This is a genomic window from Sandaracinaceae bacterium (genome assembly GCA_020633055.1).
Classification (GTDB): domain Bacteria; phylum Myxococcota_A; class Polyangia; order Polyangiales; family Houyiibacteriaceae; genus JADJJE01.
The window spans coordinates 354,218-366,260 of sequence record JACKEJ010000012.1 but is presented as its reverse complement, the minus strand read 5'-3'; the positions used below and the strand labels follow the sequence as shown (position 1 = coordinate 366,260).

Below are 12,043 nucleotides of genomic sequence, written 5' to 3'. Positions count from 1 at the left end.
AACTCCTTCGATGCCGCGAGTCGCGGCGGCACCCTCCCCGTAACACCGAACGGGGTGGTTGTTACGTCGAGCGTACACTGCGCCGCCGGGCGCGAGCGCCGTCCTCCTGCTAGACCAGCCCGATGTCTCACGCGACCCCGAACGGCGCGCAGGCGGCGCTGCGCTATCGGGCCGGGTTCGGCCGGCGCGAGATCACCGTCTACGAACACGGCATGGCGATGCTCGGCTGGGAGCACCCGCACCACAAGGTGCGCGGCGTGTCGATGCCTCTCCACGCGCGGGCGCTGTTCGTGGAGGACGTGGAGCGTGGCGGGCGCGTGGCGCTGGTGGTGGCCGAGCTGGGCTACATGACCTGCGCCGTGCGGCTGCACGTCCTTTCGGAGCTCGCGCGACGCGCCCAGGACGACGCGTCGCTTCGAAGGCTGGGGCCGCACAACGTCGCGCTGAGCGCCACGCACACACACTCGGGACCGAGCGGCCTGTCACAGTTCCCGATGTACAACACGACCAACCGTGGCTTCTCGCGCCCGGTGTTCGACACCGTCGTCGCGGGGATCGTGGACGCCATCACGGACGCGGTCGCGGCGGCCGAGCCGGCGACGCTCAGCTACGCCACGGCACGCATCCCGTACCACGTCCCGGTCGCCTTCAACCGCTCGGTGCGCGCCTTCAACGACAACGCGGACACACGCGCGGTGCCCACGGATCGCCCCGAGCTAGCCACGGCGCGCACGAGCAAGACCCTGCGAGTGAGCGACGCCGCCGGGCGCGGCCTCGGCTTGGTGAACTGGTTCGGGTTGCACGGCACCAGCCTGCACCCTCACCTGGACGAGCTGCATCCCGACAACAAGGGCATCGCCGCGATCCGCGTGGAGCGCCGCGCCGCAGCGGAGGGCCACCGTCCAGAGTTCGTCGCGATCTTCGCCCAAGGCGCGGCAGGTGACGTGTCGCCGAACCGCCGCTGGGACAAGGGGCGGCAGGAGGCGATCGGCGAGCACGACGACGACCACGCCAGCGCCGAGCTGAACGGCGCCCTGCAGGCCGAGTACGCCTACCAAGCGTTCGATCGCGCCGCGCGGACGGCGCCGCTGACCGGGGCTGTGGGCGGGCGCACGCGCCACCTCGACATGGCACACGCGCCTGTCGCGCCCAGGTTCGTGGGGCAAGACCTCCTGCGTTCGCCCGCCGACGTACGGACCCGCATCGCGCGCCTGGGACTCAGCATGAGCCTGGGTACGCTCGAGGGTCCCGGCCCGCTGCACCGTCTTCGGCCCGTGTTCTCGGCCATCGCGGCGCTGCGGCGGCGCTCCGCCAGCGAGGACCCCCAGGTGCCCCTGTTCGAGGTGGGCCACGGTGTGCGCGGGCTGGCGTTCGGCCTGGTGCCCTACACCACCGTCGCCCCCCTCGGGCGCTTCGACTACTCCATGGCCTACATGAGCGCGGCCCACGCGGGTGGCGCGTTGGGAGACGACCCGTGGGCGCCGCGTTTCCTGCCGCTGCAGCTCTTGTCCATCGCTGGCCTGGCCGTCGGTCTGTTGCCTGGGGAGCCCACGACCACGGCAGGTCGTCGCGCGCGCGCGCTGCTGCGTGCGTGCATTCCCGCGGCCGTCGATGCGGTCGTGGGAGGTCACGCCAATGGCTACGGCGGATACATCACCACGCGGGAAGAGTACGCGCACCAGCGCTACGAGGGCGCGTCGACGCTGTTCGGGCCTCATACGCTCGGGGCCTACCTCACGGCGTTGGCCGAGCTGGCCGGCGCGCCCGTGGCCATCGACGCCGAGGCGCCTGCCGAGGGGCCGCCCCTCGCGCCCTTCGACAAGGACCACCTCGTGATCCAGCGCGAGACGGCCCGCGCGCGCATCCCCAACGCCTTGGGGGGCTAACCGTTCGAAAGCCGACTGCTAGGCCCGCCGCACGCCGGACCAAACCGCCGTGGGCTGCTCGCGGCCCAGCCCACCGGCCCTCAGCTGGTGGTGGGGCGGACCACCGAGAGGATCTCCTCGCGGCGAAGCTGGGGCAGGAGGCCGAAGGCCTTGGACTCGAGCAGCGCGTCCAGCTCGCGGTCGCGGTCCAGCATGTGGAGGCACTCGATGAGCGCCTCGACCACGTCGGCGCGGACCTCGGCCCGCTGCAGATAGGGGAGCGCCTCCGCGTGGCGTCCGAGCCGCGCCGTGCTGACGCCGACGATGGCGAAGGTCTTGCGGACCACGCTCTCTGGCAGGTAGCTCTCCTCGCGCAGCCGGTGACCGAGCCGTAGCGCGAGCGCGTCGTCCCCGGACGCGTAGGCCGCCTCGAGCTCGGCCAGCATGGCCTTCACGCGGGGGTTCTTGGGGCGCACGATGTCGCCCGGGGCCTCGCCCAGCAGCACGCGCAGGTTCTGGTGGAGGAAGTAGAGCGCGACGAAGCCGATCATGAGCTGCTGTGCGAGGAACGCGACCACCGCAGCTCCGCCGAGCAGGGCGACAGACAGCGCGTGCGTGACGCGCTCCGCCCACAAGGGGCGGAGCATCTGCAGGAGGCCCAACCGGAACAAGCGTCCGCCGTCCAGCGGCCACATGGGCAGGAGGTTCACCAACGACCAGCCGATGTTTATTTCGATCAGGAAGTCGAGCACACGCCCGGCTGGCCGGCCGATCGCCACGTTTGCCCACTGGAGGGCGAATGAAGACGCGAGCACCAGCACGCCCAGCAGCAGTCCGGCCAATGGACCAGCGACGAGAATGAGCGCGTCGTGCCGATCTCGCTCCGCGCGCTCATGGGCGCACAGACCCCCCAGGCCGTGCAGGAGAATCTGTGGCGAGAGACGGTAACGCCGAGCCACCAGGGCGTGCCCCAGCTCGTGCACCAAGACGCTCACGGCGAGGCCAAGGGTGAGCGCCAAGCCCTGACTCACGCCCTCCTCGTGAACGAGGAAAGCCCCCAGCAGCAGGAGCCAGGGGCTGACCCATACGGGGATGCCCCCGATGGCGAAGAGACGCAGGCCGGTCACCCCCGCAACGTCGTACGTGGGGGGCGACCGGTCAAGCTGCTCACATCGCGTCGTGGTGGATGACGAACTCCACGCGACGGTTCTGCGCGTGCTCTTCCTCGGTGGTCGCGTTCTCGATGACCGGCCGCTCGGAGCCGTAACCCTCGGAGCTGAGCCGCGCCGGGTCCACGCCGCCGGTGCGCACCAGGTGGTTCATGACCGCCAGCGCGCGGCGCTGCGACAGGCGCAGGTTGTTGCGGGCGCGACCACGGCTGTCCGTGTGGCCCTCGATGGACACCCGCTGGATCTCCGGGTGGGCGTTGAGCACGTTGGCGATCTGCGCGAGCAGGTGGAACGAGCGCTCCTCGATGACGTCGCGGTTGGTGCGGAAGTAGATGATCTGCGTGATGACCAGGCGGTCTTCCTGGATCTCGACGAACTGCTCTTCCTGACAGCCGTGGTTCTCGCGCGGACCGGCCTCGTCGGGACAGTTGTCCATGCGGTCGACCAGGCCATCGCCGTCGCGGTCGGGCTCGGGGCAGCCGCGGGCGATGCCCACGCCGACCTCGTTCGGGCACGCGTCGTCCACGTCGGGCACGCCGTCGCCGTCGTTGTCGCGCTCGGGGCAGCCGTCGCCGTCCTCGAAACCGTCCATGTCCTCGGCCTCGCGCGGACAGGCGTCGGCGGCGTCCACGATGCCGTCATTGTCGTTGTCGAGCTCGGGGCAGCCGTCCGTGTCCTCGAAGCCGTCCACGTCCTCCGCCTCATCCGGGCACGCGTCGTTGTGGTTGAGGATGCGGTCCCCGTCGCGGTCGTCGTCCTCGGGCTCCGGCTCGGGTGGGGGCGGCGGCGCGCCACCGACGGCCCCGAAGGCCAGGTCCAGGCCGACGGTCGCCTGCAGGCCGAGGGAGAAGTCCGGGAACAGGGCGTAGACGCCCGGCTGGACGATGATGCCCACGTTGGGCGTGAAGCGGTAGCCGATGTTGGCGCCCAGCTCGGCGCCGGCGATGCCCGTCTGAGCCCAAGGGCGCTGGATCGACCCGCCCGACATGGTCGGCTCCTGCTTGGGGCGAACCTGGATCTGACCCACACCGCCGCCCAAGAACAGCGAGAGATGGAAGCCGTCGGGCTTGGGCACCACGAGCCGGAAGTGAGCGCGCAGGCCGACCTGCACGAAGGCCAGCGTCCCGCCGCCATTGCCAAAGCCAATGCGGGCCCGGACGGAGAGGCCGATGCGCTCGGTGAGCCAGAGGCCAGCGCCGACATGCAGCCCTGGCGCGAACACAAAGAGGCCGGACGTGACGCGTACGCAGTAGTTGTCCGCGGTCGGCGTGGCGCCGTCGGCCGGAGCGGGGGCGTTGCACCCGTTGGTGCCTCCCAGGTAGTAGCTGTCGTTGCTGAGGTCGCTGTCGGCCTGTGGGTCGTTGCCGGTCGCCACCACGGGGCGCTCCGTCGGCGTCATCTGGTGGCTGGCGGTCGCGGCGGCCATGTTGAAGCCCACCTCGAGGAAGAAGCGCTGCCATGGCTGGTCCGGCTCGACGCGCTCACCCGGCACGCACTGGTTCTCTTCGCAGATCAGCCCGCCGCCGCACGCGTCGTCGGAGTGGCAGGTCGCCCCCTCGTGGCCCCGGGGGCCGTCCTCTGGCTGGCCGGTCCGGGCCGCCTGCTCTGGCGAGAGGCTTCCGTCGATGGCGACATCCTCGCGCGCATCCACCAGGATGGACTGCAGCTCGGGGGTGGCCAGCTCGGGGTCCAGCTCGACGTTGGCGTCCGTGTGCACGGCCTGCCGAAACATCGCGCGAGCGCGATCGCGGTCCTGGGAGGCGGCGTACTCCACCATGCCCTGCAGCACGTAGTAGCGGGCCATGTCCGGCCCCGGACACCCTCCGCGTTCGCATGTGTCCACGGCGGCACGGGCCTGCTCGAGGGCCGTGTCGAGATCGAGCGAGTGATAGGCCTCACGGGCGGCTTGCGCTTGTCCTTGAGCGGTCTCCAGCGCGCTCTGGGCCCTCGCCCCCGGGGGCTCGGCGAGTGAACTGGCTAGCAGAAAGGCGAAGAGCGGGAGAAGGCGAAGGTTTCTGGCGTGTGACATAGCGGTCTCTCTCTCGGCGGACGATACATCAAGCACCGACTTGGGTGGGCCAGGAAGTTCGCCACAGTGCAATTTTGGTCCGCTTTGCGACCGCCTGGGGAAACCACGCCGCGCTGGATCCGAACACCCCAAATGAAAAGGGCCCCCGTCTGGGAGCCCGTTTCAGTCTGGTCGCCAGCCTTCGGCTGACGCTGGAATCACCAGCGCCCGCCGCCGCCATCCCGGCCACCGCGGTCGCGATCACGGCCGCCGCGGTCGCGATCGCGACCTCCGCCGTAGCCGCCACGCCCGCCGCCGCCGCCACCGCCGTCACGACGGTCCTGCGCCTCGTTGACGTTGAGGGTGCGGCCGTCGAGGGTCGCCCCGTGCATCTGCTCGATGGCCTGATCCGCGGCCCCATCATCAGCGAAGGTCACGAACCCGAACCCGCGGCTGCGGCCCGAGTCACGGTCCGTGATGACCTTCGCGTCGGTCACGTCCCCAAAGCGCTCGAACGCCGTGCGCAGCCCCTGATCATCCGTACCCCAGCTGAGGCTCCCCACAAATAGCTTCTTCGACATCACATTTCTCTCTTCTAGCCTCTCGACCTGACCCGCCCCAAGGGAGCTCAATGGAGCTCACGAAGAACGCCGCAGCAGCCAACATGACTGCTTGGTTCGATCGCGCATCAACCTGTTGCTGTGCGCCCCGAAACCGCTGCGAGAGTGCCGTGCCGCAGTTCATGCGCCCAGCGAGGCCTGTCAGCAAGCCGAAACGAGCGTTTGCGGACCGCGCCGGGCGGGGATACATGTCGGAGCCGCCCCGCGAGCCGCGTCCCAATGACCCAACCTGCCCCCTCGGCCCCCCCGCGCATCCCTGCCTCTGCTCACGCGCCCGTCTCGGCACGGGACATCGACCTCCGCGAGTTCGCGCGAGAGCTGGACGAGTTGAAGCGCCGCATGCGCGCGGCAGCTGGCCCCGCGGACCTGGCCCACCTGGCCAAGATCGAGCGCTGGGGGCGTGCGTGCACCGCGGTGGGGTACGCCACCGCCGCGGTGGCCCCGAACCCGGTGTCCGCCTTCCTCATCAGCCAGGGGCGGCTGACGCGCTGGGCGATGGTGGCCCACCACGTGTCCCACCGAGGCTACGACCACGTCCCTGGCGTGTCCCCCGAACGGACCAGCCGCCACTTCGCGGTGGGTCGGCGGCGGTTTCGCGACTGGCTCGACTGGATCGATCCGCAGGCCTGGAACCACGAGCACAACCGGCTGCATCACTACCGGCTCGGGGAGGTGGCAGACCCCGACCTGGTGGAAGCGAACCTGGACTGGCTGCGGACGTCGGAGCTGCCGCGACCGGCGCGCGCCGCGATCATCGCGTTCTTCGCCAGCACGTGGAAGCTGACCTACTACGCACCGAACACGCTGCGCGTCTTGCTGGAGGACGCGCAGCGACGGGAGCGCGGCGAGGGCGACACGGCCGACGCCCCGCCCACGCGGTCCCTGGCGTCCATGTGGGGTGAGCCCGAGCTGTGGAAGCGCTGCCTGCTGCCCTACGCGGCCTTTCACTTCGGTCTCGTGCCGCTCCTGTTTCTGCCCCTCGGGCCGGTCGCCGCCGGGAACGTGCTTGCCAACAGCCTGCTGGCCGAGTGGTTCACGAACCTGCACTCGTTCCTGGTCATCACCACGAACCACGCGGGCGAGGACATGTACGCTTTCGACGAGCCGGTGCGGCAGGGCAAGGGAGAGTTCTACTTCCGGCAGGTCGCGGGCTCCACGAACTTCGCGACGGGCAGCGACCTGAACGACTTCTTGCACGGGTTCTTGAACTATCAGATCGAGCACCACGTGTTTCCGGACATGAGCATGCTGCAGTACCAGCGCATGCAGCCGGAGGTCCGCGCGCTGTGTGAGCGCTACGGGGTGCCGTACGTGCAAGAGTCCGTGTTCACACGGCTCCGGAAGACGCTCGCTGTGATGCTGGGCGACGCCAGCATGCTGCGTGAGGCGCCTGCGGACGCGTGGCCCGCCACGCCGTGAGCGCTGCCGGCAGACCCGCGCCCCTCGGCCGGGCCAGCGCGGTCGTGGGGCACCCTCGGGGCTCTGGGATCAGGCGGGGTTGGCGCGCAGGTCGGCGTTCGGCGCCGTCGGCGGGACGCTGCTGAGGCGGCGCACGAGGTCCCGGTCGCGGGCGCGCCCGACCGCATGGACGGCCACGAACGCCACGAGGGGGACCGCGTAGTAGTGCCCTCCGAGCCGGTCGAAGAGCAGCACCAGGACGGACATGGCCCCCCACGCGAGCTGGAGGATGAGGCCATGCGCGAGCGCCGTGGGGAGCGACGCATCGAACACGAGACGGACCACGAGGCCCGTCTGGACGACTCCGACCAGGAGCGCCAGCAGACCGCGCGTCAAGCTGGCCAGGTCCCCTCCCAGGAGGGCGTCCACCCCGAACACCGAGGGGCCGACCGTCAGAGACGAGAGCGCGAGGGTGGCGGCCGCTGCGCGCATGGGTCGCGGGCTCCGCAGCGTGAGGACGCTGCGGAAGAGCCAGTCGGTGAGGCAGACCATCGTGGCTGCGAGGACGACGATGAACGATACGGTGGAGATCGGGCTGGTCATCAGGGCTCCTTTGGAGACGTGGGGTGGTCCGCGCGAACGCGGGGCGGCGCTGCACCGCACGCGGGGTCTTCGGCGCAGCCCGCGCGCCATTGCGCGCCGTCACGATTTTCTCGTGGCGCACATGGCAGGGCGTCGGCATGACAGCGCCCGCAGCGGCGGGCATAGTCGCTCGCCATGCGCTTCATCCAAGCCATTCATGCGCTGCTCGACCGCCTCGCCAGCCTCCAATTCCGGCGGGCGGGCGCGTTCGTCGTTGCGGCGCTCCTGCTCGCGGCGGCCGCGGTCCCTCTCGTCCGGCAGCTGGGCCTGAACAGCGCCTGGGACGCGCTCCTGCCGCGCGACAAGCCGAGCGTGCAGGACATCGCGCGGATCGAAGGGCGCGTCGCGGGGTTGAACACGCTGACGCTGGCCATCGAGTCCGAAGACCTCGAGGCCATGCAGGGCTTCGCGCGCGAGCTGGTGCCGCGGCTCGAGGACCTGCCACGGGAGCTGGTGCGCAGCGTGGACTGGAACGTTGGCACCTACGAGACGTTCGTGGAGGAGAACAAGCACCTGTTCGCCTCGGTCGACGACCTGCGTGAGATCCGCTCGGCGCTCGAGGAGCGCGTGATGTTCGAGCACAACCGCCGGAACCCGTTCTTCGTGTGCCTGGAGGACGACTGCACCACGCCGCCGCCGGGGCCCGACGAGGTCATGGCGCGGATGCGCGCGCGGGCCGAGGAGGGGCGCGCCAGGCTCTCCCGCTTCCCAGGGGGCTTCTACGTCCACCCTGACGGCAACCTGCTGGTCATCTTCGTGCGCAGCGACCTCAAGGGCGGCAACGCGCGAGGCATTCGCACCCTGCGCGAGAGCGTCGAGGCCATCGCGGCCGACATCGACCCCAGCCGCTTCGCGCCGGACCTGCGGCTGACCTTCGCCGGCGACCTGGTGGTGGCGCGTGAAGAGCACGACGCGATCAAGGACGAGCTCGTGCTCGCCACCACGCTCACCATCGTGTTGGTCCTGAGCGCCATCTTCGTGTTCTTCCGCAAGGCGCGCAGCATCCCGCTGCTGGGCTTCGCGCTCATGGTGCCCGTGGTGATCACGTTCGGCTTCGCCGAGCTGGCGGTCGACTACCTGAACACGTCCACGGCGTTCCTCGGCAGCATCGTCATCGGCAACGGGATCAACCCCAACATCATCTGGCTGGCGCGCTACTTCGAGGAGCGTCGCGCTGGGCGCAGCGTGGAGCAGGCGATGCAGCAAACCCACCGCGGGGTCTGGCTGGCCACCGCGGCGGCCTCCCTGGCGGCTGCGGTGGCGTACGGATCGCTGATCATCACCGACTTCCGCGGCTTCAGGGACTTCGGGATCATCGGGTTCGCCGGGATGGTGCTGTGCTGGTTCGGCGCGATGCTGGTGCTCCCGGCTGCGACGGCGCTCAGCGAACGGATGAGGCCGCTGAAGCTCGCCGAAGAGGGCGTGCGAGCCAGCGTGTTCGGACGCGCGTTCGCGGCCATGGTGGAGCGCGCCCCCCGCGCTGCCCTCGCGCTGAGCGCGGTGCTCGGTGTCGGGGCCAGCGTGGTCATGTACCAATACCTGGCCGGCGACCCGCTGGAGTACGACTTCCGCAACCTGAAGTCCCTGCGCGAGGGCTCCACCACCGCGCAGCGCATCAACGCGCGCATCGGTGACTTCCTGTCGTCGTCGGACAAGGGTCAGGGCATCGTGCTGGTGGTCGACGACGTCGCGGATGCCCTCCCCCTCCGCGACGAGCTGGAGCGCCTGCGGGACGAGGATCACGCCCCGTGGTCCCGAGTGCGCGTGATCCAGGATCTCCTCCCCAGCGACCAAGAGGCCAAGCTCCCCCTCCTCGCAGAGATTCGCGAGCTGCTGGAGGAGATGCGCCCCTACGCCGACGCGGAGCAGCTCGCGCAGCTCGACGAGCACACCCCCCCCGAAGACCTCCACGCGCTGACGCTCGCGGACTTGCCCGAGGACGTGGCGCGACCGTTCACGGAACGCGACGGGACGCGGGGCCGGCTGATCGTCGTGGAGAAGCAGCGCGGCGAGTCCGTGTGGGACGGGCGGTATCTGATGGCGTGGGCGGCGGCGCTGCGGGAGGTGCGGCTGGCCGACGGTACGCGCCCGCCCCTCGCGGGCCGCGCGCCGGTGTTCGCCGACATGATTCAGGTCATCAGCGACGACGGACCGCGCACCATCGTCGTCTCGTTCTTGGCGACGCTCGTGCTGGTGATCCTGACGTTCCGTCGCCTGCGTGAACGCGCGCTGACGATGATGGCGCTCCTCCTCGGGATCGTGTGGATGGCGGCCTCCATGGCGCTCGCCGGCATGAAGCTGAACTTCCTGAACTTCGTCGCGTTCCCCATCACCTTCGGGAACGGCGTGGACTACGGCGTGAACGTCATGCGCCGCTACTCGCTCGAGTGCGAGCTGGACACGCCGAACCCGGTGCGCGCAGCCGTGGAAGAGACGGGCGGCGCGGTGGTGCTCTGCTCGCTCACGACCATCGTCGGGTACTCCACCCTCTACACCAGCGCCAACCAGGCCCTCAACAGCTTCGGCGCGGCCATGGCCATCAGCGAGGTCACCTGCCTGATCAGCGCGGTCATCACCATGCCGGCCCTCCTGATCGTACTCCGCAAGCGCGACGCAGCGCGCGCGCAGGGGACGCTACCGCCCGGCTGACGGGACGGTGGACAGCGCGCCGCGTGCGGTCTCGAACCAAGCACGCGCGGTGCGGTGCGCCGACGCGAAGGACTCGTCGAGGCGGTCCTGCTGGATGTCGAAGGTGAAGCGCCCTCCGACGCGCGCGCTGAACGCTTGGAGCGCGCGCAGGGCGGCGTCGTCGACGCGCGACCAGGGCGACCCGTCGTGGTGCAGGAACCCCGGGGTCCCATCGAGCCGCGTGAACCCGCGCAGGTCGTACGTGTCGCGCGCCGAGTCGTCGAGCAGCGCGACGATGGCGGGCACGGCCGTGCGTTGATCGAGCCACGCGAGGGCGGTCGCGGCGGCGGAGCGCACGAACGGGTGCTCGTCCCGCAGGAGCGGTTCGATCGCCCGCCCGGCCGCGTCGCGCGCGGGGTCCGCCACACCGACGACGCTGGAGAGCGTGGTGGCAGCCCGTCCCCGCACGCCGGGGTCGTCGTGCCCGAGCAGCTCGATCAGACGAGCTCGAAGGTTCGCCGCATCGGGATACGCCGCGCCGAAGCCGGACAGCCGGAACAACGACGCCGAAACCAGCCAGGGCTGCTGGGCCGAGAGGGCATCGACGTAGGGGCGCATCGACTCGGGGTGAGTCCGCAGCGTCGTCACGTTCCAGAGCACTTCGAGGGCGGCGAGGCGCCCTGCGGGGTCGGGGTGGGCCAACGCGAGCGCCGCCAGCTCCTCGGCCACGCGCTCGTCGGGGGGGTCGGTCAGCAGCGTCTTCTCGGCCGCTTCGATGGCCGCCGCCTGGACCACGGGGCGCTCGTCGTGGAGCCTGAGCCGCACGACGGCCCCGTACTCGGGCGTGAGCAGCGCCATCTGTCGTTCGTAGCGAGGGCTGTGCGTCCATGTCGAGCGCAAGGCGCGCAGCGACCCCGCGACCACCTCGTCGTCCGATGCGGTCTCGGCCAAGAACAGAAAAATGCGGGCGTTGTCGCGCACCATCGCGCTACGCGAGAAGGCCCCCGCACGGAGCTCGGCGAGCACCTCGGGGATGCGCTCGCGTTCGTGCCCGGACAGCTGCACCAGCGCGGCCTGCGGCTCTGCGGGGGATTGCGGGACGGGGCGGTCGGAGTCGCTCCCGCAGCCCGCCACGCCGAGCGCCATCACCACACACCAGGGGACGCCACGCCACGCTGGGTGGGCTGTCGACGAACCCCTGCGACTAGGCCAGCCGGACATGCTGCAGAGTCTGACACTTGCTAGGGCGCGCGCCGAGCCGAGAGTGGCATGGTATGGTCGCCGCGTGTCATCGCTGCACACCCTCGGCCGCTGGGGCTTGGTCTGCGTGGCCGTCCTGCTGAGCGCTTGCGAGGGCAGTACGGAGCGCAGATTGTTCGAGGCCTGCGAGAGTACCCCGCAGTGCACCGTCGGACTCGACTGCGTCGTCCTGCGCGCCGACCCGAACGGTACGACGGCGGGGGCCGGTTTCTGCACGTCGCGCTGCGCGATCCGCTTCCCGTGTTCGCCCACGCTCGCGTGCACCCCCGTCGACCGCGAAGGCATCATCGTGGCCCCTGGCGCGGACGAGGCCCGCAACGCGTTCTGCCTCGAAGAGTGCGCCGACGACGCGGACTGCCCCGCAGGGCTGACGTGCGAGCTGAGCCCTTCTGGGCTCGTCTGCATCTGACCGAACCGGGCGGAGTCGGTATCCCGCTGACATCGTTTGCATTT

General features: G+C 70.4%; 9 protein-coding genes. 4 read left to right on the top strand and 5 right to left on the bottom strand.

Going from position 1 to position 12,043, the window contains the following annotated elements; all coding sequences use genetic code 11:
- Positions 1-122 precede the first annotated feature (122 nt).
- Positions 123-1,886 carry a neutral/alkaline non-lysosomal ceramidase N-terminal domain-containing protein gene (locus H6726_27880; GenBank protein ID MCB9661499.1) on the top strand — a complete coding sequence of 588 codons (1,764 nt, stop codon included), beginning with the start codon at positions 123-125 and terminating at the stop codon, positions 1,884-1,886.
- A gap of 80 nt (positions 1,887-1,966) precedes the next feature.
- Here the strand turns inward: H6726_27880 and H6726_27875 are convergent, their stop codons facing one another.
- The 3 genes from H6726_27875 to H6726_27865 form a co-directional block, all read right to left on the bottom strand.
- Positions 1,967-2,992 (bottom strand): hypothetical protein, encoded by a 1,026-nt coding sequence (locus H6726_27875; protein ID MCB9661498.1) that lies wholly within the window; start codon positions 2,990-2,992, stop codon positions 1,967-1,969.
- 40 nt (positions 2,993-3,032) lie between these two features.
- The gene (locus H6726_27870) at positions 3,033-5,063 is read right to left on the bottom strand and encodes an OmpA family protein (GenBank protein ID MCB9661497.1); all 2,031 of its coding nucleotides are present in this window, start codon (positions 5,061-5,063) and stop codon (positions 3,033-3,035) included.
- A gap of 197 nt (positions 5,064-5,260) precedes the next feature.
- Positions 5,261-5,623, bottom strand: coding sequence for an RNA-binding protein (locus H6726_27865; protein ID MCB9661496.1), 363 nt, complete (start codon positions 5,621-5,623; stop codon positions 5,261-5,263).
- A 258-nt stretch (positions 5,624-5,881) separates the two neighbouring features.
- Between H6726_27865 and H6726_27860 the strand changes: the two genes are divergently transcribed.
- Positions 5,882-7,081, top strand: coding sequence for a fatty acid desaturase (locus tag H6726_27860; protein ID MCB9661495.1), 1,200 nt, complete (start codon positions 5,882-5,884; stop codon positions 7,079-7,081).
- A gap of 69 nt (positions 7,082-7,150) precedes the next feature.
- Here the strand turns inward: H6726_27860 and H6726_27855 are convergent, their stop codons facing one another.
- The gene (locus H6726_27855; GenBank protein MCB9661494.1) at positions 7,151-7,663 is read right to left on the bottom strand and encodes a hypothetical protein; all 513 of its coding nucleotides are present in this window, start codon (positions 7,661-7,663) and stop codon (positions 7,151-7,153) included.
- Positions 7,664-7,837: 174 nt separating this feature from the next.
- On the opposite strand from H6726_27855, the gene H6726_27850 reads away from it, so the two are divergent.
- Complete coding sequence (locus H6726_27850; protein MCB9661493.1) at positions 7,838-10,351, top strand: MMPL family transporter; 2,514 nt, start codon at positions 7,838-7,840, stop codon at positions 10,349-10,351.
- Here the strand turns inward: H6726_27850 and H6726_27845 are convergent.
- Positions 10,337-11,476, bottom strand: a complete 1,140-nt coding sequence (locus H6726_27845; GenBank protein MCB9661492.1) for a HEAT repeat domain-containing protein — start codon at positions 11,474-11,476, stop codon at positions 10,337-10,339. The two genes, H6726_27850 and H6726_27845, sit on opposite strands and share 15 nt — an antisense overlap.
- Positions 11,477-11,615: 139 nt before the next feature.
- Here H6726_27845 and H6726_27840 point away from each other — a divergent pair, with 139 nt between their 5' ends.
- Complete coding sequence (locus H6726_27840; GenBank protein MCB9661491.1) at positions 11,616-11,999, top strand: hypothetical protein; 384 nt, start codon at positions 11,616-11,618, stop codon at positions 11,997-11,999.
- Positions 12,000-12,043: the final 44 nt, after the last annotated feature.

Bases quoted from the DNA above. Each gene is read 5' to 3' on its own strand.
- H6726_27880 (MCB9661499.1), top strand. From the start codon at position 123: ATGTCTCACGCGACCCCGAACGGCGCGCAGGCGGCGCTGCGCTATCGG.
- H6726_27870 (MCB9661497.1), bottom strand. From the start codon at position 5,063: ATGTCACACGCCAGAAACCTTCGCCTTCTCCCGCTCTTCGCCTTTCTG.
- H6726_27865 (MCB9661496.1), bottom strand. From the start codon at position 5,623: ATGTCGAAGAAGCTATTTGTGGGGAGCCTCAGCTGGGGTACGGATGAT.
- H6726_27860 (MCB9661495.1), top strand. From the start codon at position 5,882: ATGACCCAACCTGCCCCCTCGGCCCCCCCGCGCATCCCTGCCTCTGCT.
- H6726_27855 (MCB9661494.1), bottom strand. From the start codon at position 7,663: ATGACCAGCCCGATCTCCACCGTATCGTTCATCGTCGTCCTCGCAGCC.
- H6726_27850 (MCB9661493.1), top strand. From the start codon at position 7,838: ATGCGCTTCATCCAAGCCATTCATGCGCTGCTCGACCGCCTCGCCAGC.
- H6726_27845 (MCB9661492.1), bottom strand. From the start codon at position 11,476: ATGGCGCTCGGCGTGGCGGGCTGCGGGAGCGACTCCGACCGCCCCGTC.